Annotated in this window: 24 protein-coding genes; 1 reads left to right on the forward strand and 23 read right to left on the reverse strand. The window is 61.7% G+C overall.

Annotated elements, in window-relative coordinates:
- The first annotated feature begins 135 nt into the window (after nucleotides 1–135).
- Nucleotides 136–447 carry a hypothetical protein gene (locus J2W17_RS15855; protein WP_307335625.1) on the forward strand — a complete coding sequence of 104 codons (312 nt, stop codon included), beginning with the start codon at nucleotides 136–138 and terminating at the stop codon, nucleotides 445–447.
- A gap of 199 nt (nucleotides 448–646) precedes the next feature.
- On the opposite strand, the gene J2W17_RS15860 is transcribed toward J2W17_RS15855, so the two are convergent.
- From J2W17_RS15860 to J2W17_RS15970, 23 genes are all read right to left on the reverse strand, one after another.
- Nucleotides 647–1,699, reverse strand: coding sequence for a hypothetical protein (locus tag J2W17_RS15860; protein WP_307335628.1), 1,053 nt, complete (start codon nucleotides 1,697–1,699; stop codon nucleotides 647–649).
- A gap of 38 nt (nucleotides 1,700–1,737) precedes the next feature.
- Nucleotides 1,738–2,532 (reverse strand): DNA adenine methylase, encoded by a 795-nt coding sequence (locus tag J2W17_RS15865; protein WP_307335631.1) that lies wholly within the window; start codon nucleotides 2,530–2,532, stop codon nucleotides 1,738–1,740.
- A gap of 150 nt (nucleotides 2,533–2,682) precedes the next feature.
- Entirely contained in the window at nucleotides 2,683–3,228 is a 546-nt protein-coding gene (locus tag J2W17_RS15870; protein ID WP_307335634.1) for a lysis system i-spanin subunit Rz, read from the reverse strand.
- Nucleotides 3,219–3,878, reverse strand: coding sequence for a glycoside hydrolase family 19 protein (locus tag J2W17_RS15875; protein WP_307335637.1), 660 nt, complete (start codon nucleotides 3,876–3,878; stop codon nucleotides 3,219–3,221). The genes J2W17_RS15870 and J2W17_RS15875 overlap by 10 nt, the downstream gene beginning before the upstream one ends.
- 54 nt (nucleotides 3,879–3,932) lie before the next feature.
- On the reverse strand, nucleotides 3,933–4,973 hold the full coding sequence (locus tag J2W17_RS15880; RefSeq protein WP_307335640.1) for a phage late control D family protein: 1,041 nt from the start codon (nucleotides 4,971–4,973) through the stop codon (nucleotides 3,933–3,935).
- Between the two features lie 72 nt (nucleotides 4,974–5,045).
- Nucleotides 5,046–5,255: a tail protein X gene (locus J2W17_RS15885; protein WP_030130864.1), complete on the reverse strand. Its 210-nt coding sequence runs from the start codon at nucleotides 5,253–5,255 to the stop codon at nucleotides 5,046–5,048.
- A complete protein-coding gene (locus J2W17_RS15890) occupies nucleotides 5,230–6,075 on the reverse strand; it encodes a phage tail protein (RefSeq protein ID WP_307335644.1) in 846 nt (281 codons plus the stop codon). The genes J2W17_RS15885 and J2W17_RS15890 overlap by 26 nt, the downstream gene beginning before the upstream one ends.
- A gap of 9 nt (nucleotides 6,076–6,084) precedes the next feature.
- Nucleotides 6,085–8,607, reverse strand: a complete 2,523-nt coding sequence (locus tag J2W17_RS15895) for a phage tail tape measure protein (RefSeq protein WP_307335647.1) — start codon at nucleotides 8,605–8,607, stop codon at nucleotides 6,085–6,087.
- A 132-nt stretch (nucleotides 8,608–8,739) separates the two neighbouring features.
- The gene (locus J2W17_RS15900) at nucleotides 8,740–9,057 is read right to left on the reverse strand and encodes a phage tail assembly protein (protein WP_307335650.1); all 318 of its coding nucleotides are present in this window, start codon (nucleotides 9,055–9,057) and stop codon (nucleotides 8,740–8,742) included.
- Nucleotides 9,058–9,068: 11 nt separating this feature from the next.
- Nucleotides 9,069–9,572: a phage major tail tube protein gene (locus J2W17_RS15905; protein WP_307335653.1), complete on the reverse strand. Its 504-nt coding sequence runs from the start codon at nucleotides 9,570–9,572 to the stop codon at nucleotides 9,069–9,071.
- Between the two features lie 12 nt (nucleotides 9,573–9,584).
- Complete coding sequence (locus J2W17_RS15910) at nucleotides 9,585–10,745, reverse strand: phage tail sheath family protein (RefSeq protein WP_307335658.1); 1,161 nt, start codon at nucleotides 10,743–10,745, stop codon at nucleotides 9,585–9,587.
- Nucleotides 10,746–10,811: 66 nt separating this feature from the next.
- On the reverse strand, nucleotides 10,812–12,389 hold the full coding sequence (locus J2W17_RS15915; RefSeq protein WP_307335660.1) for a phage tail protein: 1,578 nt from the start codon (nucleotides 12,387–12,389) through the stop codon (nucleotides 10,812–10,814).
- Between the two features lie 54 nt (nucleotides 12,390–12,443).
- Nucleotides 12,444–15,278, reverse strand: a complete 2,835-nt coding sequence (locus J2W17_RS15920) for a phage tail protein (protein WP_307335663.1) — start codon at nucleotides 15,276–15,278, stop codon at nucleotides 12,444–12,446.
- Nucleotides 15,259–15,786 carry a hypothetical protein gene (locus tag J2W17_RS15925; RefSeq protein WP_307335666.1) on the reverse strand — a complete coding sequence of 176 codons (528 nt, stop codon included), beginning with the start codon at nucleotides 15,784–15,786 and terminating at the stop codon, nucleotides 15,259–15,261. The genes J2W17_RS15920 and J2W17_RS15925 overlap by 20 nt, the downstream gene beginning before the upstream one ends.
- Entirely contained in the window at nucleotides 15,783–16,421 is a 639-nt protein-coding gene (locus tag J2W17_RS15930; protein WP_307335669.1) for a phage tail protein I, read from the reverse strand. The genes J2W17_RS15925 and J2W17_RS15930 overlap by 4 nt, the downstream gene beginning before the upstream one ends.
- Nucleotides 16,414–17,304 carry a baseplate assembly protein gene (locus J2W17_RS15935; RefSeq protein WP_307335672.1) on the reverse strand — a complete coding sequence of 297 codons (891 nt, stop codon included), beginning with the start codon at nucleotides 17,302–17,304 and terminating at the stop codon, nucleotides 16,414–16,416. The genes J2W17_RS15930 and J2W17_RS15935 overlap by 8 nt, the downstream gene beginning before the upstream one ends.
- On the reverse strand, nucleotides 17,301–17,627 hold the full coding sequence (locus J2W17_RS15940; protein ID WP_307335676.1) for a GPW/gp25 family protein: 327 nt from the start codon (nucleotides 17,625–17,627) through the stop codon (nucleotides 17,301–17,303). The genes J2W17_RS15935 and J2W17_RS15940 overlap by 4 nt, the downstream gene beginning before the upstream one ends.
- A gap of 4 nt (nucleotides 17,628–17,631) precedes the next feature.
- Nucleotides 17,632–17,838, reverse strand: coding sequence for a hypothetical protein (locus J2W17_RS15945; protein WP_307335679.1), 207 nt, complete (start codon nucleotides 17,836–17,838; stop codon nucleotides 17,632–17,634).
- Between the two features lie 56 nt (nucleotides 17,839–17,894).
- The gene (locus J2W17_RS15950; protein ID WP_307335682.1) at nucleotides 17,895–18,494 is read right to left on the reverse strand and encodes a phage baseplate assembly protein V; all 600 of its coding nucleotides are present in this window, start codon (nucleotides 18,492–18,494) and stop codon (nucleotides 17,895–17,897) included.
- Nucleotides 18,491–19,015 (reverse strand): hypothetical protein, encoded by a 525-nt coding sequence (locus J2W17_RS15955; RefSeq protein WP_307335684.1) that lies wholly within the window; start codon nucleotides 19,013–19,015, stop codon nucleotides 18,491–18,493. Before J2W17_RS15955 ends, J2W17_RS15950 begins: the two co-directional genes overlap by 4 nt.
- On the reverse strand, nucleotides 19,008–19,673 hold the full coding sequence (locus tag J2W17_RS15960; RefSeq protein ID WP_307335688.1) for a hypothetical protein: 666 nt from the start codon (nucleotides 19,671–19,673) through the stop codon (nucleotides 19,008–19,010). The genes J2W17_RS15955 and J2W17_RS15960 overlap by 8 nt, the downstream gene beginning before the upstream one ends.
- Nucleotides 19,670–19,984, reverse strand: a complete 315-nt coding sequence (locus tag J2W17_RS15965; RefSeq protein ID WP_307335691.1) for a head-tail joining protein — start codon at nucleotides 19,982–19,984, stop codon at nucleotides 19,670–19,672. Before J2W17_RS15965 ends, J2W17_RS15960 begins: the two co-directional genes overlap by 4 nt.
- Nucleotides 19,985–19,986: 2 nt before the next feature.
- A complete protein-coding gene (locus tag J2W17_RS15970) occupies nucleotides 19,987–20,982 on the reverse strand; it encodes a major capsid protein (protein ID WP_307335695.1) in 996 nt (331 codons plus the stop codon).
- Nucleotides 20,983–21,008 lie beyond the last annotated feature (26 nt).

A 21,008-nucleotide genomic window follows, 5' to 3' on the forward strand; every position in this document is an offset into this window, starting at 1 on the left:
TGATAAAAAAAGCCCACACTCGCTAAGAGTACGAATGTCTTTTTTGCACTCGTCGAATTGCCCAGTAGACTGGGCGATCTACCCTCAAAGTCTGTTTACACGCAGGCTCAGCGCCTGATTCAAAAAGGACAACCCATGACCCAATCGTTACCCCCAATGGCTTTCAATGAGTACGAAGAACCGGCTCCTACAGCCGACCAGATACGCAAGATTCTGGCAGTGTTGCCGGTAGAAGTTGGGAATGGCCTGCGCGAAAAGCTCAACGAAATACTTAAGGCTCACGCGCCGGGTCCATTCAGCGATGCCCTTGGTGACCTGGAAGCATATCTGGACGCTCTGGACGACACTCGTCTGTTGTCTTTCGAAAACCAGATAGCGCTCAAAACATATGTCACGCTCGGTTGGAGAGAGTGGCGATCGAGCTTTAACCTATTCGAAGCACTATAATACACTCGCGCACATGCAAATGGTGTTGGAGTAGGAAAGTAAAAGCCCTAACCCCTGTAAACAAAAGGTTGTAGGGGCTTGGGTGACTGCGATTCATTTATTCGCCCGGCATTGATTGGCGTATGGCTTGTCCAATTTTGCCCATTCAAAATTTAATTAATCGATTCTTTCCTTGCCCAAGGCTCGACGTCGACGATGATCAAGCAGCCTCAGCCTTCCGTACGGAGGGATGCTTTTCATCGTACTGTGCTCTCCCGTCCTCAACCATTTGTTGAATGTCAAACATGTGTAGATTTTCTATTGTGAGATCCCCCGCCAGGAGCCTTTGTCCTCCTCGAAATACCACCTCGTATCCATCTGAAACTATCATGCGGGGCACGCCGGCAAAATCACACAAATTATCGTAATAGTTTTTCACGTATCTAACAGCAGCAAGTATTTCAGCGGTTGTGGTTCCGATCGTGAATAAGTCCCACCCGTGATCCGGACAGGAATTACTCTTTATCATTACACCTTTGGATACCAGCCCCTGGGTAATTTCGCGTATATGCAAAGCTTGAGCAGCCAAATATATCGCCTTGCATCCTTGCAAATAACAATCCAGATCACCAAGCCCGCTATCCTCATTAGGAGATAGCACGCCGACCAAATGTTTAGCCCCTTGAAGTATTCCACGCTCAACATTATCGAAAGACTCTCTCTTTGCTACAGGCCAACCTTTCTCAGGCACACCCTCAAAAAATCGCACATGCAATACAGGATGTATAATATATTTAAACTCAACCACCCCTAGATAAGTAATAGGCTCCATAGCAGAAAAATATGACATCAATTCTTTTCTGTGAGCATAAAACGCATCTAAATTATTCTTAAAACTCACCACTTCGATCTGTTTAGCTGTCTGCTGAGTTGAGTGAAATCTTGATATCAAACCAGTTAAGGGAAGAGATATAGACATTACCGCCAATGGCAAAATACTTATTTCGATGAAATTCTTGAAACCTTCCGAAGAAATTAAGACCTCATAATCCGGCCAAATTCTCGCCCCTAAAGACAAGGCGATAAAAATTGGCGTAGTAATTGACAACCATAGCAACCCTTGCGAAATCAACCCTTTGCTTGTATCAAACTCAAAGACAGAAATCAGCCGCCTTCCACTCCACTCTCCTTTTCCCAAAAATATAGCCACGACCAATATAGAAACAATTATTGGAAGAGCCAGTATTATCGCAAGCAAAAACCCGTTAAACATATACACCCCTTATCTTGGCAAAAAAATCATATCCACAACTAGAAAAGCCTTCCTAACTCTAGCGGCTCCCAGTTCATTATAACCAGCTCCCCGCTAACATCTTGCCGTCCATTTTTCTGATTGCTAATACTGTAGCGGATATCTACCTTCTCGAAATAAAAACCATCGAAGACTCTTCGAATATCAGGATGATCATTTATGCTGACCATCACCTTGCCCTTGCAGCGGCGCATAAAGTCGGCCATCCGTTCATAGTTCTCGAACGGAAAGTCCACCCCATAGCCCGCGGTTTGCCAGTAAGGTGGGTCCATGTAGTGGAAGGTATGGGCGCGATCATAACGCTCCGCGCATTCCAGCCAGGGGAGGTTTTCGACGTAGGTGCCGGACAGACGCTGCCAGGCAGCCGAGAGATTCTCTTCGATCCGTAGCAGATTAATGGCTGGGCCGGTGGTGGCGGTACCAAACGTCTGCCCGGTGACCTTGCCAGCGAAAGCATGGTGCTGGAGGTAGAAAAATCGAGCGGCGCGTTGGATGTCGGTGAGGGTTTCGGGGCGAGTCATTTTCTGCCACTCGAACACTTGCCGGGAACTGAGTGCCCATTTGAACTGGCGCACGAATTCCTCCAAGTGGTTCTGCACGACGCGGTACAACGTCACCAAGTCGCCGTTGATGTCATTGAGGACCTCGACGGGCGCGGCCTGAGGTCGCATAAAGTACAGCGCGGCACCGCCGGCAAAGACTTCGACGTAGCAATCGTGCGGCGGAAACAGCGCAATGAGGCGATCGGCCAGACGGCGTTTGCCGCCCATCCACGGGATGATTGGGGTAGACATGATAAGCAAGACCTTTACTGTATGGATAAACAGGTGCTAGGCTCGCCGCGCTTTGTGCACGGAGCAAGAGCCTTGGCTGGACTTGCAGGGACATTCTGCAGGGACGGCGGCCGGGTCGGATGTTGACGCATCCAGCCCGGTCGCTCTTTTTCACTTCGGTGTTGAGACTTCTTTGGCGTAAGCCTGACAGGCCGCCAGCGCAATTAATCCGGCGTCGCCGTCGTCGGTGATGCCGATAATTCGTTGCGCATGCGCTGGCTCAAGGTCGGCTCGTGCGGTGCCATGAACCACGCCGCCGGGGCCGGTGGCGGCTGACACTGGCCCACCACCACTGGCGGCGTAGCCGCTGGCGAGTAGGACTGACAGCCGTAGTTCGCCAGTAGCAAGACGATCGCGCAGGCGTTTCTGATGAGCTTGTTCACGCTGTAATTCCTGGTAGTGGCTTTCGTCGTTGGTCTTTAGCCGCGCCTCGAGCGCGCGGCTATCGGTCTTCTGCTGCTCCAGCTGGCCCACCACCGCCGCCAGTCCCTGGCTGTACTGCTCGGCGGTCTTCTTGGCCTCTTTGGCCAGCACCTGGGCATAACGCCAGTCCTGCACCTGCCAGGCGCCGCCGGCACTCAGGCCGGCCAGCAACACCAGGGCGAGCACTAGCACCCCGGCGCGATAGCCGACGGGTATCCAGTCGATCAGGCGCATAACACCGCCCTGGCCTTGGCCCACACCTCGCGGCGCTCGGCCCGGCCATTGCCGCCGCCGTTGATCACGCTGCTGATGCCGTCAAACAGCCCGAGGTCAGCCTTGTCGCTTAAGTTGCGATCCCACCAGAACCAGGCGGCCGACAGCGCCGCGTATTCCGCCTGCTCCAGCAGCTCGGGTTGCTCGACCAGGGGCACGCCCAGGGCTTTGCCGCACAACCGGTAGTTGTCGCGAAAGGTGATGCCGATCAACCCCCGAGCGCGGTACTTGAAGCCATCCCCGGACGCCTCGGGGCCGTTACCGTAACGGCCGCCATACACCCGGTTGGCCAGCTTTTCCGAGTTGCGCAGATAGCCCTTGGCAAACTCGACTTCGGCCAACTCGACGCGGCCGTTGTGGTTCAGGTCAAAGCCATACTTAAACAGCTGCGCGACCCGCACCGGGTCCTTGTAGTACAGGCTTTCCGACAACTTGGTCAGCTGCGCCGACTCGTGGCCAATCTGCGCCAGAAACGCCGCCTGGCGTGCCCGGGTGTTGATCTCAAAGCGGGCCATGGCGCGATTCAGCGCCGGCAGAAAGACACCGACCACCGGCCGGCAGTTGGGCAGGATGGCGAGCAGGTGTTGTTGGGTCAGCGGGAGGTAAGCCATAACATGAACTCCAGGCACAAAAAAACCGCCCGTAGGCGGCCAGAGGGATAGGGATTACAGCGGGGAAACGACTCTCAGCGGCGTGGTGGGCTTTTTGCCTTTGGCCTTGGCCTTGCCCTGTTTGCCGCCGTTGCATTCAACCGTGGTCGACCAGCCGGACTGGGTGAATACCTGCTCCAGGGAATCGACCAGGTACTCACCATCGAGCCCGACCTTGAAGCCCGAGGCGTTAATCACTCGCTCGGCAAACAGGTCGCTACGCCCGGGCATTTCCAGGCGCACGACAGCCGTCGAGCGATTGAACGCGGCCAGGCGCGCCTTGACGGCCTGCTCGGCGGCGGTCTTGTTCGGGTGAATATGCCGATCGGTATGCACCGGCGGCAGGCCGTCCGGTGCGTCGGCATTGCCCAGGCTGACCACCGTCAGCTTGCCGGTGGCCTTGTCCTGGTACTGCGCGTTAACCGCCTTGTGGGTCGAGCGATCGCCGAGGCGGAATGAAAAGCGGCTGACGTCGGCCCGGGTAATGGTCACGATGCCAAAGGCCTTGCCGCTGGCCGTGACGCCACCCTGACGCGGCATCACCAGCAACTTGCCGTCCGCCACCTTGGCGGTGCAGTCGTGTTGCCTGGCCAGCCGGGTGATGAAGTTAAAATCCGATTCGCCTAGCTGGTCAGCCCGGGGCACGATCGTGCCCACGGTACAGGCCGGCTCCCAGCCGTTGCGCCGGGCAACGGTGGCCACAATGGCGGCCAGACTGACGCCCTCCCAACTGCCGCTGCGGGTGGTCTTGCCACTGCCACGCATGTCGCTGGCCTGGCCCCGGATCACCAGGGTATCCGGCGGGCCGGACAGCTCAATCTCATCGACCGTGTAACGTCCCAGGCGCACCAGGCTGGTCTCGGCATAACCTAAATAGATTTCGATGCTGGCCCCGCGCTCGGGCAGCGACACCGCGCTGTCACGGTCATCAATGCGCAACTCGAATTCGTCCGACTCCATGCCGGGCTTGTCCAGGGTGCGCAGCAACAGCAGGCGGTCGTTGATCACGCGGGTGATGTCGCTGCCGTTGGCAACGATCCGAAACAGGGGGGTCATGGCGGCTCCAACAAATAGCCCCGCACTTAGGCGGGGCTCGGGGGAATTTCAACAGGTCGTTACGCGTAACGCTTAGGACCACAATTGGATCACCTGGTCATCGCTGGCCCGGGCCAGCTCGGGCAGCACGATCAGCAGCCCGCCGCGATACGGCTGGACCTCGACCGACAACCCCGGGTTAGCCTCAAGGACCGCTTCCACGCTGCCGTCCAGGTGGCCGTAATAGTTGTGACAGAGGGTGTACAGCACGTCTCCGTCAGAGGTTCTGCAGGTCCTCGCCATAGCGGACAAACTCCAGGGTAAAGGCTTGTTTGCGCGGGATACCGCCCTGCAACAGGGCGCTTTGTTCTTCCTCGATATTGGTCAGGCACCAATCGCCCAGGACCAGCCCGTAACCGGTGGTCAACCCCAGCGGCAGCAACTGGCTGCCGATACTGCGCAGGGTGTCCAGCTGCTTGAGCCCGCCCTTGTGCCCAGGAAAGATCGCGCCCTTGAGGGTCATTTTCTCATCGCCAATGCCGACCGCCTGTTGCGCCTGGCGCCGCGTCAGCCGCTCCTGGCTAGCCCAGCGGAACGCGCTTTGCCGGCGCAGTTCGTCAAAGGCGGCCGTGTCCAGGTTGAAGTAATACGGCTGCGCGGTGGTCTTGTGCGGCTGAAGAATCAGCAGGTGCGGAAAGGCCTTGATCGCCTCCACCGCCGGCGTTTCGTTGGGCGCAAACACGCTGGTGGGCAGGATGTCGCCCAGCGCCGGATTGAGCTTGCCGGCGATTTGGTTGACCGCGCTTTTAGCCCGGGCCGCCTGCACGCCCAACACGCCTAAGCGCTCATCGATCTGCGACGCGGCGCGCGTGGCCTGGTTGTAGACCGCCACCACCCGGCCGACATTGGCCTGGGCGGTGCTGATGCCGCGCATTACTCGCTGCAGTTTCTCACCGACGATCGGGCCCACGATCGGCAGGCTTTCCAGCTCCGACGCGGCGCCGGAGATTTCGCTGATCGCGCCGTTGACCGGCCCCAGCATGCCGTCCAGGCTGCGCCGCCCCGCCTCACCGGCCGACGCCAGATAACCGAGGGTGCTTTGCATCTGTTCCATGTAGGCCATGGCACCTCCTTACCCGACGTGCGGGCTGTCGTACAGTTGCCGATCATTGGCCCGCCGGGCCGAGTCTTCCAGCTCCCGCGAAAAGTCGCGGAAGCGGCTTTGCAGCAGCGTGTCCAGCTGGCGGGTCAACTCCGCCGGGTCCTTCACGTCGCCCTCGATCGTGATCGGCATGTGCGGGGCAAAGGTGATTTTCTGCTCGATCGCGGCCGGCTTGATCTCCGGCTTGAGCAACAGCGGCGACGGCGGTGGTGGCGGGCCCGCCTGCGCCGTCATCGAGCGCACGACATCCCCCGGCGCCGACTCACTGCCAAACAGCGTCTTGGCAAACGTCGACTTGCCCAACATCGACCCCAACGATTCGCCCCCCATCGCGCCCAGCATGGCCCCAACCATACCGCCCACCGCCGTGCCGAGGATGGGCACTACCGAACCGATCGCCGCGCCGGCGGCCGCACCGGCCATGGTCCCCGCCAGACCGCCGGCGGCGGCGCCGTACCCTTCGCCCTTTTCGTCGTCGGTCTTGGCCGTGTTGAACGTTTCAAATGCCTTAATACCCGCCTCGAATACCGCTTCGCCTGGGAGCGCCTTGCCCAGCTTGCCGACCTTCCCGACCACATCCCTGAGGCCCAACCCGGAGGAAGGCGACGGCGACGATGGCGTTGGTGGCGATGACGGTGGCGAAGCTCGAAGGCGAGCCCGGCGCCGGGCGCGACGACTGCCACCCGCGCCGCCCGGACCGCCGAGGTCCCCGGCGTTGACCACAAATACCTTTTGAATGTGAGCGTTGCCGGCCGCTTCGCCGGGCGTGCCTCCGCCAAGGGCATCGCGCACTTTCCGGCCAGTGTCCACCGGATCGACGCTTGAACCAGCGTGCGCCCCCTCACCCTGCCCCTCTGGTGAATGGACGCCCGGGGCCCCGCCGTCACGCGCGCCCCGCCGCCCCCGGCCGACGTTGAACACGCCCTGGCCGATCTTGATGGTTTTCAGCACCGTCATGGCCGCCACCGCACTGGCGCCCAGGCCGGTCAGGCCCATGACCAGCATCGGCGACGCATCGCTGATGCTTGTGATGCCCTTGGCCGCCGAGGTCAACCCGCTGGCCAGCGCATCGGTGGCGGGCCGAATCGCGTCACCCACGCTGCGCAACGCATCGTTGCCCGCTTGCAGCGCCTCGTTCCACTTTTGCGACGATGTATCGCGGCGCTCGGCCAGGTTCTTGTCGAGGATGCCCGAGGCGTTGCCCGCATCCTTTTTCAGCTGGTCATACAAGGCCTTGTTCTGCACGTAGGCAGCCAGCGCCGACTTGACCTGCATGTCCGCGAAAATGTCGCCGGTGCGCAGCATCTGCTCCAGGTTGGCGAGCATTTCCTTGGCCTTGGCTGGATCGGTCTCCTTGTTGATCTTGGCCGTCGCCTCGGCCATTTCCCGGGCCTTTTTCGGGTCGGTGGTTTCGATGTACTTCTTAGCCAGGCCGAAACTCGCCTCCAGCGTCGACATGCCGTTTTGAATGCCGTCGTTGAGCGACTTCTGGTAATCAATGCCGGCGACTTGGTAAGCCTTGACCACATCCCCGGAACCGATTTTCTCCATCCAGTTCTTGAGGTTGTTGGCCGCTTCATCGGCGCTGCCGGCAGTCTTCATCTGCACCTGCAGCATCGAGCCCAGTTGCGTCACCGCATCCATGCCGGTGATGCCCTGCTTCTGCATGCCGGCCAGCAATTCCGGGAACCAGCGGGCCATGTCGCTGGCCTCAAAGCTGCCCGCCTGGCCTTGGAAGGCCACCGCCTCCAAGGCCTTTTCCAGCTGCTTGGGGTCGGTGATCTTGGCGTTACTCTGCAACGCATAAATCATCTTGGCGGTGTCGACCCCGGTCGAACCCTGACCGACCACAAACTTGGCCGCCACCGGGGCGAACTCCAGTGCCTGGCGCAGCTCCATGCCGGCACCGACCAACTGGTTAACCACGTTGGCCACGTCGTTGCGGCCCATGCCGACGTCCTGCGATGTCTGAATCACCCGGCGCGACATCTGCGCTTCTTGATCGGTCTTGGCCACCCCGGCCTTGATCGCAATGTCGCGGATGATCGCCTGATAGTCCGCGCTGATCTTGGCCGGGATCGCCACCACGCCGGCGCCGACAGTGGCCTGCGTTATGCCATTGCGCAGCCCGTGCTTGCCCTGGTCAATCTGGTGGCGTCCCTTGGCCTGCAACTCAGCGCTGCGCCCTGCCCGGCCCAAGCGATCATATTCCCGCGCCAGGTGGCCGACCTCGATGCCCTCCTTACGCAACACCGTGAGGTTGTTTTCCAGGCGTCGCAGTAGCCCGGCGGCGCCTTTTTCGCCCGCGTCGTGAGCCTTTTTCCACTCATCGCGCAGACGCATGGTTTCGCCGATGGTGCTCTGCAGCACGCGCGCCTTTTTGCCCTTGTCACTCAGCGTCTTGACGCGGTTCTCCACGTCCCGAAATGCGGCGCCCACCGTCGAGCTGACCACGCCGCCGATCACCAGGCCGAGCGCCATCTTGTTTGCCATAGGAATGCCCTGTTACGCGTAACGAAGGGAAAGGCTCAATCCGTGAGCCACCAAAGCACGCGGTCGAACCGCATGGCTTCGATTTCGCTGGCCGAAAAATGGGTCTCCCGGGCCAGCCGCTTGGCCGCAGCCTTAAGCGTCGTAGGGGTAAGGTTCATCATCCTCGACCAGGCGAAAATAGCCGGCCTGAATGCGGTTGTAGTCCACGATCGTCAGCGCCTCCATATCCTTGGTACCGGCCTCCGCCAGCGAGGCAAACAGGATCACCTCGCGCTTTTCCGCATCGCCACCGGCTTGCAGGGTGGCGGCGCGCAACTCGGCCACCGTGGGCGAGCGCAGGCTAACGCGCTGGACTTTCACCTGGTTGATCTCCGAAGCCTTGCGCAAAGTGATGTTCGCGCCCTCGTCGGTCAGTTCCAGCCAGCTTGGCAGTGTCTTGGCAGTCGTCATCGTCTTAGTCCTTAAATGCCCAGGGCGGCGCGTTCGGCGGCCAGTTGATCCACGCCATCAATGACGCGTACACAGTTGAGCGGGTCGATTTCAAACATCACCCGGCCGTCAATTTCCAGTTTGTAATAGGTCACGGACACCGCGTATTTAAACTCGGCTTTTTCGCCCGCCTTCCACTCCCCCGGATCGACTTCACGCAGGCCGCCACGCAGGGTGGCCACCACCGCCTTGGTCGCACCCTTCTGGCCCTTGAACGAGCCCCGGAACGTCGCGTTAAAGCCGGTCTGGTCGAAGGCGCCAAAGTGCTTCAGCACCTCGCGACGCACGCCGTTGGTGGTAAAGCTGGCCTCCAGTTTCTCCAGGCCCATGTCCATGTCGATCGGCGCATCCATACCGCCGGCGCGGTATTCCTCAACCTTGACCGACAGCTTGGGCAAACTCAGGCTCGGGACATCGCCTTGCAGGCTGTTACCGCCGACGAACATGTTGGTGTTGTGCAGTACTTCAGGAATCATGTGCGCGCCTCCTTAGGCTACGTCGAGAACTTCGGTCATCCACTGGTTGGTTACCTCGACTTCGAAAATCGGGTTTTCCGCCGGCGGCACATCAGAGAAACGAATCGACCAGACCACCTTGCCTTGCTCGATCTGGGTCGCGGTGTTGCGCTCGGGGTCGGCAAAGACCTCGAAGTTGATCACCGCGCCCTGGGCCTTGAGGTCGCGCATAAAGGCGTTAAGGCCTTCGGTCACTTCCTTGATGTAGGTCTTGGTGATGCCCAGGTCGACCGCCCAACGGTGGCCCGCCTGAATCGCCGCCATCACCATGTCGACGGTGCGCACCCGGGTGACAAACGCCCATTTCGCATCGCTGGACAGCGTGCGGTTGCCCCACAGGCGATACCCACCATCGCGAATGATGGTGGTGATATTGGCGTTGTTGAGGACGTTGGCCCGGCACGACGGATCGTTGTCCAGGTACTCCACGGCGCGGCCGGTGCCGGTGATGCCGGCAATTTCCTTGTTCGACGGCGACGACCAGAAGCCATAACGCGCATCGGTCTGCGCGAACAGACCGGCCACCATGGCCGAACCTGCCAGGACTTCCTCCGCGTCGGTGGTGGTGTTCCAGCGCTTGATGCCCGGATCGACCAGGAACAGGCGCTTGTTGCTCAGTTCGGTGGCGTAGGCAATCGCGGCCTCGTCCGTCGTGCCCGGGCCGTCGACGATGCCGATCGCGCCCAGCTTGCCCACCAGCACCCCCATGGCGGTGGCCACCGCTTCGGTCGCGCTGTGCTTGGGCGCTACGACCAGCCGGGGTTGAAGGTTGAACAGGCTCTTGCCGTCCAGCAGCGCTTGCAAGCCGGTGCGCTTACCGTTCGCCTGGACACCGCCGATCACTGCGCTGGTCACCGCCGCCGCCTCGCCCGAGGACGTCACTCCAACCGCCACAATGGCCGCCGCTGCCTGGTCAAAAATCGTCTGCGCGGCCTTGGTGATCGGCGAGTCAGCGCCAAACGCGGCCACCGCCTCGCGGGGAGTGGTCAGCAGGGTAGGCACGTTGTCCTGGACCAGACCCAGCCCGGGGGTAAAGGTGTCGACCAGACCGATGATCGACGACGACGGCAAGCTGATGATGCGGGCGCCGGACTCGACCAGGCTGGTCGTGACACCGTGAAAGAAGCCACTCATAAAACGCTCTCCTAAGAAACGAAAAAACCGCCAGTCGGCGGTTGCGTGAAACGGGTATTGCCTGAATTACATCGGGCTCAAGCGGTAGCCCACGGCGAGCCAGCGCACACCGAAGTTCTGCACGTTGTTGGCATGTTCAGTGAAACTCAGGGTGAAGCCGCCGTTGGTCAATGTTCCTTCGTTCATGGCACACGTCACCGTCGCGGCCGCCACATTGCCGCCCGACAGTTGGGTAATCACGGGGATCAAAATAAACGGCGGCGTATCAAAGGCCCAGTTGAAACCAAACGGCACGTTCCACATCCCCCCGGGCATATCCCCGAGTTCGCGGACACCCCATTGCACAAACAGCCCGGTGTTTTTGTCCCACCAAAAACCGTTGCCGCTGTGCCACAGCAAGGCCGGCGACGCGGCCCCGAGGCTGGCCCGGGCCGACGCCGCGTTCCAGCCGCCGGTGCCACCGCACGCCATGGGCACCGCCCCCGAAACGATCTTGCTGGCATCAAAGCCGGCCAAGGTCAAACCAATGTCCAGGTTCCCGGTGCCATCCATCCACCCCCCGCCAGTCGCCGCGCCGCTAAAAGTCAGCGCCCGGGCGTTCTGCCACTTGGTCGCGGACCCGGCGTTGCCGCTGGTGGGCCGGCTCAGCGTGCCGGTGGTGATCTTGCTCGCATCGAGCGCCGGAATGTCCGCCGCCGTCAGCGCCATACCTTCCAAGACCAGGCCCTTGGCATTGACCCGGACCTTGCCGTAACTGCCGGCCAGCACGCCGGTGTTGCGCAGCGTCAGGTTGATGTCCACGTTGCCCGAGCCGTCGAACAGGCCATTGCCCGCCAGGTCGCCGCTGTAGCTGATTTTGCGCGCGGCCTGCAACTTGGTCGCCGTGCCGGCGTTGCCGGTGGTGTTGCGGTCCAACGTGCCGCTGGTGATCTTGGCGGCATCGAGCGCCGGAATGTCCGCCGCCGCCAGGTTGGCCGCCGATTTCACCCGGCCTTTGTCGTCGACCGTGACCTTGGTGTAGGTGCCGCCGGCCACGCCGGTCTTGGACAGCGCCAAGGCGATACTCAAGGCCGCCGAGCCGTCGAACTGCCCTTCCCCCGTGGCGTCGCCCGTGAGTGCAATGGCGCGCGACGTCTTCAGCTTGCGCGCGCTGGCCGCTTCGCCCTGGTCGATCGCTTCCTGGACCACGCTGAGGGTCGCCGTGACCGTGTTCGGGTCGTTGATGATTTGCACGGTGGCCGTGCTGCTGATCTGGATCACCAGGCGGATCACCTGGGTGCGCCCGCTGCCCTGCTCGCGAATCGGCTTGTAGGTGGCCGGGTAGCTGGCCACCGCGATCAACAGCCCGGCGTCGTCGTACAGGCCGACCTCGCGCACCCACCAGCCGCCCATCTCGGGCAACAAAATGCCCTCGGCGACGATCGCCGACTTTTCGCTCTGCACCGTCAGCCGGTTGAGGTCGAAACGCAGCTTTTCGTTGATCAGCTTCTTTTGCAATTTCGACGGGAGCGGCGTTACCCCGTTGCCATCCCCGACCGCCATCTTGGGAATTTTCCACGGCGTGCCGTTGGCAATGGACTTGGCCAACTGCGCCGCGCCCACCTCCGTCAGCATCGCGATATAAAGAATATCCTGCTCTGCCATACCTGCGCCTTGTCTTGAAGTCTGCGCCCGCCTTGCTGGCCAGGCCTTGAATGGCTACGCCGGGAGCGGCGCGCCGTAGATGTTCGCCCCCGCCCCGAGGGTGCGGTACTGGATGTACAGACTTAGGCCGCGCAGGATCTCCCCGGCCCAAAAGCCGAAGAACATGCCGTTATCGGTGCCCAGGCGAACCGCCGGCGACCAACTGCCGTTCATGGGCTGACCCGGCACGGGCGTAACCACGTAGTACTGCTGCAGCTCGCTGACGCAGGCCTCGATCAACACGTCCAGCTCTGCCACCTGACTGCCCGCCAAACCCGCCAGACAGGCGCCGGCGAGCCACAGTCCGGTCATGTGCCCGGTGAAGTCGTCCGGCACCGGTTGCGGCACGCTGGCCATGGGAAAATCCGTGGGCAATATGCCGTCGTGCGCCTTCACAAACTGAATCAACCAGGTGATCCAGTTTTCCGCGTAGGCGATCAGCTTGGATGGCACTGGCTTGCCCTGGTGCACCAGCTCATACCAGGCGCGGCAGGCGCCCATCATGGCCCGGGGCTGGTAGCCGCTCCAGGCGGTGCCGGTGCCCCAGTGGTGCATGGTCCAGGTGTCCGGCTCGCCGTACTTGTAGTTGTCCCAACGGTTCCACACGTAGGCCGAGGCGCCCGGGCCGAGCTGGCCGAACCGCTGCTGATACCAGTGCTGCGAGTCGTACAGGAACTCGACCATGTTCTGCAGTTCGCCGACGTACTGGTCCAGCGGATCGATGCAGTAAATAAACGGGTACTGATAGCCCGGGTACGGCATGCCGTGCCACGCGCCGATCTGGTCGGTGCCCTCCGAATAGATATTGGAGAACGGGATCACCCCGGGGCAATAAGCCAACGAATCGTTGCGGTAATTGCGGATCGTGCAATCGCCCACCAGCCCCCGAAACTGCGCCTGGCCGCTGACCGTCAACCGATACTGCAGCGTGTAACCGTCTTGCTCGGCGAAGGCCGGCGGCAGTTCGTTGATGCAGTAATATTCAAAGGTCAGATTCGTGTCCGAGGAATCCATCAAAATGCTGAATTCCTCGATCTGCGAATACACCGGCGCCGCCGGGTCAGGCCGCCCCGCCGCGCCCGGCTGATAGCCCGACAGCGTCGCGTCCTCCGGGCGAATCTGCAGGGTGACAAAGGCGCCGCCAGTCGGCGGCAGCATCCACCACCAACGCCACCCGTCGTCATCGGCAAAGCGCAAGTTGAAATAGCCGTCCGCCCGATAAGTGATGCTGTGCATCGGCGCCTTTTCGCCGGCCAGCAGGTAATGCCCGATCGAGTACCAGCCCTCATCATCGGGGAAAAACGATTTCACCACCGTGCCGGCGCGCCCTTCAAAAATCGCCGGTTCGTAACTCTCCACCGAAACGATATCGTCCGAACTCGACACGGCACGCAGGTCGGCCATGATGTACTCACTGCCGTCGTCCTTGGTCAGGCGGGTGAACTGCGATAACGGTATGTCGTGCGTCACCAGCTCGACGCTGGACACCGACTTAGGCAGCGCACAGCCGTACTTGATGCCACTGCCCTCGGCCTTGTCCTGGGAAATGGTCACTTCCACCTTGGCCGTCAGCGGACCGTTGTTGATGTCCACGCCGCCGTAACAGGTGCGCACCAGCGAATCCGGGCTAATGCGAAACCACACCGATTGCTGCTCGATCGACACCTGGGCGGCCGCGTCGGTCTGCATCGTGATGTATCCCAGCGAATCGCGACCCAGCACCGGCGTGACCTCGCTCGGGTACGTGAACTCGTAGGAAATGCCATCGGTAAACGGCGTGCCCGCCGTCGTACTCTGCCGAAAAAAGCGGTCGGTCGAGTCGATTTGCGTGTACTCGTGCGCGGTAAAACGGCACGCGTCCATGGCCTTTTTGTAGCGGCTCTCACCGGTGATCCGCCACAGCAGGTAACAGGCGTCCATGTACCACTCTTCGCCGTCCGCCGCGTTGCCCATCTGGTTGACGCTGCCCAGCAGCGGCACATGCAGCGGCCGGTTGTGTTGCACCGCGTTACGCGGGATTAGATAGCCCCCATGCTCGACCGGTTGCCGGGTCGCATAGTTGAACTTGTGCGCGCCGTTGACGCCGGTGTTCTTCAGCTGCACCTGACCGCGCTCGGCGAGCGGATGGCCCGCCGACAATACGTCGCCATCCCAATTAATCTTTTGCCCGGTCCAGGCAATGATCCAGTCGACGTCATACTGCACACCGCCCTGGTCCCAGTCGGTTGCCCCATCCGGCTTCACGCCCTGGACTGTCGCGTTGATCGCATCCCAGGCCAGCGCCCCGTCAAAGGCAAAGGTGGCCTTGTCCAGATACTCGCCCCAGTGCGGCGCCCCGTGCGGAATCGCCAGCGCACCGTTGCTGAAAGTGAATTCCACGCCCTTAAAGCCGCTGTGCGTCGGCTCGGCGACGTTGATCGGCCAGTTGGCCAGCACCGGCTCCTTGGCATTAACGATCCAGTTGGCAATCCGGCGTTGCGGCGTGTCCGGGATCGGCTGGCCCGCGTAGAAATACGCCTCATAGGCTTCCCAGTACCATACCGCCGCCTCCAGGTAACGCGGGTCCCGGGTGGCCAGGTAGGCATGGGCATACCCGAGGATGTGCAAGGACTGGCCTTCGGTGGTGCCGTCGCCGTTGGGCTGGTACTCCATCTGCGAATGCGCGATGAAATGCCGGTTGTTCGCCAGCACGCCCTGGGTGTTCTGCACAAAGTGCTGCAGCGTGGCGTCGGTGGTGTCGCCGGTGTTGCGTTGCAAGAAACGGTGGTGCCCTTCGATCATGTTCAGGGCATTGGCCAGCGCGGCTTTCTGGCATGTCGGTCGCCGACTGTTAAGCGGGGTTTGAAACATTGAACCAGCTCCCCTCATGAAGACCGAGCCAGTGCGCGCCGTCCCAGGTGAACGTCACCAGGTCGGCCGAGCCGGACTCATACGACAGCAGCGGCGGCCGTTCGGCCGGCCAGTGGATGGCGGCCGGAAAGGTCACCTGATTGGCCCCGGTGCCCTGTACCAGGCGCACGGTAAACGACCAGGTATAACCAGCCGGCACCGCCGTGTTGAGAAACGTCAGCGCGCAGTTCGGCTGATCCAGGGTCACGTCAAAGAACGACATCCCGGCGGTATAGGCCACGTCCAAGGCCAGCGCCGGGCCCGCCGAGGCGATTGCCACGCGGCGCGGCAGCAACAGCCCTCCCACCAGGTCGAGAATCAGCCCCGACAGCGTCTGAAAGGTCGGAGACGGCCCCGACTCGGTGTCGACGACCTCGCCGGCCGGCTTGTGCACGATGTCGTGCGCCACTTGCGCCGCCGCCTCCAGCAATTCGATGGCGGCGCGCTGGCGGTCTGAAAGTTCGCTCATGTAACCCTCATCAGTGCGGGTAATAGTTGGTGGCTGAAATAGCTCAGGTCGTTGGCCAGCATGATCAACTCAAGGTCGAGGAAGTCCCCCGCCATCAGCTCCGGCGACAGGATTTCCGTTTCATCGCCCGAGAACACGGCCGCGCCCAGGTGAAACATCCCGTTCGGGCTGTAGGTGATACTCAGGCCCACCAGGTGCCGGCTGATCGGCTTGGTGTCGGTGATCATCCGTTCCAGCTCGGCAATGCCGCGATCGCTCAGGCCGGTATCGAGCAACGCCAGGCCGAGGCTAAAGGTGCCCGGCGGCCCCATCGGTTCCAGCTGCCACCACTCGGTAATGTCGATGATGTCGGCGAACGGCTCGACCACCTGACGCAGGGCCGCAATCGTGCCCTTGCGCTTGTGAATCTCGAACGAGGCGCGCACCGCTTTGCGCTTGATGTCCTCCGACCATTCCGGGTCCCAGCGGTCCACGCTGCGTTCAATGGCCAGCCAGGGCAGCATGTTCGCCGAGCAATGTTCAGGCGACTTGGTGTCGCGCAGCACGTCCGCCAGGCCCGGGTTTTCCAGGCCCACTTGCGCCAGGGCCTGCTCCAGCGGCGTGCGGTTGGACGGCAACAGGCTGGCGTCATTCATCGGTGCCCCCGATCGTCACCAGCGAACTGATGCAGTTGGCCGCCTGGTGATCGGCGATCACCACATCCGCCGCCGGCTTGATCAACTCGACCCGCTGCACCCGCGACACATGCAGCGCGGCATGGATCGCCGAACGCCGAATGTCCCGACCCAAACGGCGCTGGGTGTTGATGTAGCGGTTTTTGGACGCGTTGGCCTCGATCAGACTCAGTTCGTTTTCCGGCCCGGGGTACAGGTACAGCACCGCCTCAATTGCGTAATCGATCAGCTCGGCCGACTGCACAATCACCCGATCGCCGACCGGGCGAATGGTCTCGTCGCTCAGCGCGACGCGGATATTGTTCAACAGGTCTTCGGTGGCAACGCCACCATTGAGCCGGTTGAGAATGCTCACCAGCACCGTGGCCGGGCTCGGGCTGCTGGCCTTGGCATCGGCGACCCGGCCATCGGCCGACAGCGCGTGAAATTCATAGGCGCCGCTCGGGCCCGCCACGGCCATGCCCTCGAACGCCAGCAAGACCCGCTCCATCAGTGAATCGTCTTCCTCGTACTGCGCCTCGATCGGCGGCACGGCCGTGGGGTCGGCCTCGATCACTGTCAGGCGCTTGACGTTGTAGTTGGCCGCCAGGTGATCGAGGTCGGACTTGCGCGCAAAGGCCACCAGCTGCGCCTTGGCCGCGTCGTTGATCCGCGCCCGGGTCATCAGCTTTTCATAGGCCGCCCGTTCCAGCAGCTTGACCACCGGGTCCGACTCCAGGGCGGCGTTCCAGTTGGCCCCCATCAGCGCGCGAAACTCGGTCAACGCCTGCTGGTAATACTCTTCAAAGCTCAGCGCCTCGATCACGGTCGGCGCCGGCAGGCTGGCCAGGTCCAGAGTGCTCATGCGGCAACCTCCATATCAATCGGCACATCGTTGAAGGTGCCGCGCAAGCGAAAGCGCACTTGCCCATCCAGCACCGCTAACACCTGGATGCTTTCCAGCACCAGGCGTTTTTCCCAGCGTCCCAGGGCGCGGGCCGCCTCGGCCTGCACCGCGCTTTTCCAACCGGCGTTAACCGGCAGGTCGACGAAGCGGCGCACCTTGCTGCCGTACTCGGGCAACATCACCCGCGAGCCCAGCGGCGTGCCGAGGATGTCGGCAATGGACTGGCGCAAATGCTCGATGCCCGAGATCGGCAACCCTGTATGGCGGTCCATTCCGATCATGGGTTTACTCCGGCAAGCGCTGGAAAGCCGGGTCGCTGTCGAGGAACGCCAGCGCCTCGGCGTCGGCACTGCTGACCGTGACTTTGCCGGCGGCTACCGCGTGCTGTCGGCCACTGGTCATGATCAGGGTCCGCGACGTGAACGCGCTGTCCTGGTAAGTGGTCGGCCGCGGGCTTTCGGCCTCGGCCTTGGGGGTAGTGGGATTGGCCACAGTGTTCTCCAGGTAACAAAAAGCCCGCACGCGGCGGGCTGGTTAATGGGTTGCGTTTAGTGCTGGTGGTTCGCAGTGTTGCCGGCGGTGTCGACGATCTGGCCGCCGCCGAAAATGTCCTCCGTTACGCGTAACGCGCCAGTGATCAGCACGTCGCCCTCGATCTGCACGTCACCCTTGAGCAGCGCAGGACCGTCCAGGGTGATATGCCCCGACTTCACCGTCACGGTGTCATCCGCCACGGTCAGATCCGAGCCGGCAACCTGAATCGCGACGGTGCCAGACGGCAAGACAATGCTGTACCGCTTGGCCTGCCAGTCGTAAGTCAGCGAGCCGCCATCGTCGAACAGCCAGCGCTCGACATGGTCGCGGGTGTCCGGGGCCGGTCCCGCGTTGCCGTACAGCCCCGGCACAAAGGTGCCTTGTGACACGTCACCGCTGGTACTGATCAACGCGCCCTGCTCGTTCATGCTGGGCACTCGCCAGTGCCGCGCCTTGCCGGCGGCCAGGCTGTGCCAACGCACCCAGGCACTGACCCATTCGCCGTCCGACACCCGGCACACCGGCGGCACCGCCGCCAGGTCCAAAGCGACCACGAAGCACGGCTTCACCAGCCCGGCCAGCATGCGGTCATGCTCGGCGCCGGCGTAACTCATGCGTCCTCCGGCGCCACCAGCGGCGCGTCAGGATCCACCGCGCCCGGGTGGATGGCGAACAGCAGCGTGCCGGGCGGCTCATCCGGCCAGGGCCATTTGATCTCACCGAGGTAGATCTGCTGAATCCATTCCACGACCCAGACGGTGTAACCATCCAGTTCGGGTTTGGTCCAGTCCTGCGAGGCCTGAATGAACTCGGCAGGCTCTACCGCCAAGCCCCAGTTTTGCATGCGCAGCAGCACCGCAATTTGCGCGGCCAAGTGCGCGGCCTTCTGCTGATGATGGGCCTGCTCAGGCGCCACGATCACCCGCGCCTCAAACTTGGCCACCAGCGTCGTCTCGCCGGTACCGATGTCTCGACCCGGCTCCAACTCGGCCAGCTCAAGAAACACCGCCGGCAGAGCCACCCGATCCCGAATATCCGGACAGGTCGCGACGAACTGCACCGCCGGCAATGCCTCGCGTAGATGTTGCTCGATCGCGCTGTAAAGTTGATCCAGGCTGAATGGCTGATTAGACACGAGCGCGCCCCTTCAAAGATTTCTGCAGTTCAAAATTCAGCTCTTGCTTGAGCACCACAAGCAGTCGCTCATTGGCCCGCCGGGTCCAGGACTCGAAATGCGGACGAACGTCTTCGAGCGACACCTTGGCTTTCGCCAAGGGGAATCGGTTGTCGTTCTCCGAGATCCATCCAGAGCGGTGGCCACCGCCAGTGGACGCGTGAGTGTCTGGGTAATCATCGGCAGCAAATTGCTTGCTGCCGGTGCGTATCCAGATATCGGCCCGACTGCCGTAAACCCGTTTGAAGAACGCACCACGGTACCGACGACCGGCCACCGACACGCCCGCCTTGCCCTGCCGAGGTCGACCGATGCGGCTGGCTTCGATCGGGTTGATACCGAACCAGAGCTTGCCTTGTCCGGTATCTCCCTTGACCGGGTAGCTGCGCAGCCGTTGTCGTACTGCAGCCACCGCGATGCGTTCCTGTTTACCGACCGTGCGCGCAATCTGGGTGCGCAACCATCTCAGAGTCTTGTTGATCGCCCGCCGCTGGGCATTTGCTGCAGCCTTCGGCACCCGTGCGGAAAACTCCTGGAAGGCCTGTAGATCGGAGGCTGAAGGCTGCAGCGTGATCATCGCGCTGGTGGCGGATGTCTTGTAGTAACTCCCAACAGTCATGCCTGCATCCTCAATATCAGTGCCACCAGACCATCCCCGCTGGGTTCGACATTGACCAGGGTGTAAACGCCGCCGCCATCCAGCGCCGGCAAATCGATACGCACCGTCTGCGCCTTGTCCACACCCTCGGCATCGACCACACGAATGACAAAGCGCGGCTCCCGCAAGCCGGTGTTCAGCCGCCCCATCTGCGGCTGCAGCCAAGGGGCGGAGAACATGCCCAGGACCTGGCGACCTTCGATGTAACCAGTGTCAGCCAGGGTGTCGAACACGGTGCTGTCGATGTCATCGACCAGGTCCCGAAAGCTCATGGTCAGAGCTTCAGGCGAATCAGTGCGCGCGGACGCGTGCACAGGTGCAAGGGGTTGGATTGGGCTTCGCCCGCCACGCCCTTGCCGAACGGCAGCGTTTCGATTCGGCTGTAGTACGGAATACCCAGGGTATTGACCGTTTCCATGTAGTCAGCGGGAGCGAATGCGGAGATAAACAAATCCGGTACCCCTTCCGGTGCCAACCGCGCTTCATCGTCCGGCACATAGGCCACACCGCCGACCTTGCCCCGGTAACGCTCCCAAACAATCCCGCCAAACTCGAAGCTATCGCGTGCATCACCGCGCAGCGCTGCGGCCTGGATGGTGTTCAGGTAGGTGTCTTTAACCGACTTATGCGCAACCAGCTTGTTCCAAAACGTCTTGCCACAGAACGCACGGGAGCCCGAGCTGGTGGTGCTGCCCAGCGCATCCTCCTGCATGTCCAGGGCGTCACCGCACTTGACCCGCACTTCGGTGTCCGCGGCGTTCAGGCCCATCGACAGCTCTTGGCGCTGCACGCCAAAGCGGTCATAAATGTTAAGCAGCACACGTTGACCATCTGCATCCAGAATCAGGCCGTTGAGGGCGCCGGCTCGCTGGAATTCGTGGGTAGCATCCAGTTGACGGCGAGCCTTGGCCAGCCGTGCGTTGACCACGTCCTGCACCGCCTGCAGCTCGGTTTGCTCACCGAAGGCCCGGATGCCCTGAACCTCATCCGCGCGAATGGTGAAGCGCTCCGGCAGGTGCACGGTGTTAAACGGGATCAGATCACGCTTGCTGGCACCGACCACCAAACCCGAAGTGCCGCGTTCGCCGGCCGGTACCAGCGCCAAGGTGTCGCCGTCCTTTTCGATCTGCACGGTCAGCGTGGTGACGCCCTCCTCCTGGAACAGGCCGAGACTGCTGATGCGTCCGGGCAGATAGGCCTGCTCATTGATGGCATGGGTCAGGGAAGAAACAGAGAACGCCTGCTCTTCAAAAATGGCGATATCAGCCATGAAAGTACTCCAGAAAAAGTAAACCC

The organism is Pseudomonas lini, assembly GCF_030812475.1.
In the GTDB taxonomy this organism is placed as follows: domain Bacteria; phylum Pseudomonadota; class Gammaproteobacteria; order Pseudomonadales; family Pseudomonadaceae; genus Aquipseudomonas; species Aquipseudomonas lini_A.

What these genes read in the sequence shown, in the direction of transcription:
- J2W17_RS15855 (WP_307335625.1), top strand. Translation starts at nt 136, where the DNA reads ATGACCCAATCGTTACCCCCAATGGCTTTCAATGAGTACGAAGAACCG.
- J2W17_RS15860 (WP_307335628.1), bottom strand. Translation starts at nt 1,699, where the DNA reads ATGTTTAACGGGTTTTTGCTTGCGATAATACTGGCTCTTCCAATAATT.
- J2W17_RS15865 (WP_307335631.1), bottom strand. Translation starts at nt 2,532, where the DNA reads ATGTCTACCCCAATCATCCCGTGGATGGGCGGCAAACGCCGTCTGGCC.
- J2W17_RS15870 (WP_307335634.1), bottom strand. Translation starts at nt 3,228, where the DNA reads ATGCGCCTGATCGACTGGATACCCGTCGGCTATCGCGCCGGGGTGCTA.
- J2W17_RS15875 (WP_307335637.1), bottom strand. Translation starts at nt 3,878, where the DNA reads ATGGCTTACCTCCCGCTGACCCAACAACACCTGCTCGCCATCCTGCCC.
- J2W17_RS15880 (WP_307335640.1), bottom strand. Translation starts at nt 4,973, where the DNA reads ATGACCCCCCTGTTTCGGATCGTTGCCAACGGCAGCGACATCACCCGC.
- J2W17_RS15885 (WP_030130864.1), bottom strand. Translation starts at nt 5,255, where the DNA reads ATGGCGAGGACCTGCAGAACCTCTGACGGAGACGTGCTGTACACCCTC.
- J2W17_RS15890 (WP_307335644.1), bottom strand. Translation starts at nt 6,075, where the DNA reads ATGGCCTACATGGAACAGATGCAAAGCACCCTCGGTTATCTGGCGTCG.
- J2W17_RS15895 (WP_307335647.1), bottom strand. Translation starts at nt 8,607, where the DNA reads ATGGCAAACAAGATGGCGCTCGGCCTGGTGATCGGCGGCGTGGTCAGC.
- J2W17_RS15900 (WP_307335650.1), bottom strand. Translation starts at nt 9,057, where the DNA reads ATGACGACTGCCAAGACACTGCCAAGCTGGCTGGAACTGACCGACGAG.
- J2W17_RS15905 (WP_307335653.1), bottom strand. Translation starts at nt 9,572, where the DNA reads ATGATTCCTGAAGTACTGCACAACACCAACATGTTCGTCGGCGGTAAC.
- J2W17_RS15910 (WP_307335658.1), bottom strand. Translation starts at nt 10,745, where the DNA reads ATGAGTGGCTTCTTTCACGGTGTCACGACCAGCCTGGTCGAGTCCGGC.
- J2W17_RS15915 (WP_307335660.1), bottom strand. Translation starts at nt 12,389, where the DNA reads ATGGCAGAGCAGGATATTCTTTATATCGCGATGCTGACGGAGGTGGGC.
- J2W17_RS15920 (WP_307335663.1), bottom strand. Translation starts at nt 15,278, where the DNA reads ATGTTTCAAACCCCGCTTAACAGTCGGCGACCGACATGCCAGAAAGCC.
- J2W17_RS15925 (WP_307335666.1), bottom strand. Translation starts at nt 15,786, where the DNA reads ATGAGCGAACTTTCAGACCGCCAGCGCGCCGCCATCGAATTGCTGGAG.
- J2W17_RS15930 (WP_307335669.1), bottom strand. Translation starts at nt 16,421, where the DNA reads ATGAATGACGCCAGCCTGTTGCCGTCCAACCGCACGCCGCTGGAGCAG.
- J2W17_RS15935 (WP_307335672.1), bottom strand. Translation starts at nt 17,304, where the DNA reads ATGAGCACTCTGGACCTGGCCAGCCTGCCGGCGCCGACCGTGATCGAG.
- J2W17_RS15940 (WP_307335676.1), bottom strand. Translation starts at nt 17,627, where the DNA reads ATGATCGGAATGGACCGCCATACAGGGTTGCCGATCTCGGGCATCGAG.
- J2W17_RS15950 (WP_307335682.1), bottom strand. Translation starts at nt 18,494, where the DNA reads ATGAGTTACGCCGGCGCCGAGCATGACCGCATGCTGGCCGGGCTGGTG.
- J2W17_RS15960 (WP_307335688.1), bottom strand. Translation starts at nt 19,673, where the DNA reads ATGACTGTTGGGAGTTACTACAAGACATCCGCCACCAGCGCGATGATC.
- J2W17_RS15965 (WP_307335691.1), bottom strand. Translation starts at nt 19,984, where the DNA reads ATGAGCTTTCGGGACCTGGTCGATGACATCGACAGCACCGTGTTCGAC.
- J2W17_RS15970 (WP_307335695.1), bottom strand. Translation starts at nt 20,982, where the DNA reads ATGGCTGATATCGCCATTTTTGAAGAGCAGGCGTTCTCTGTTTCTTCC.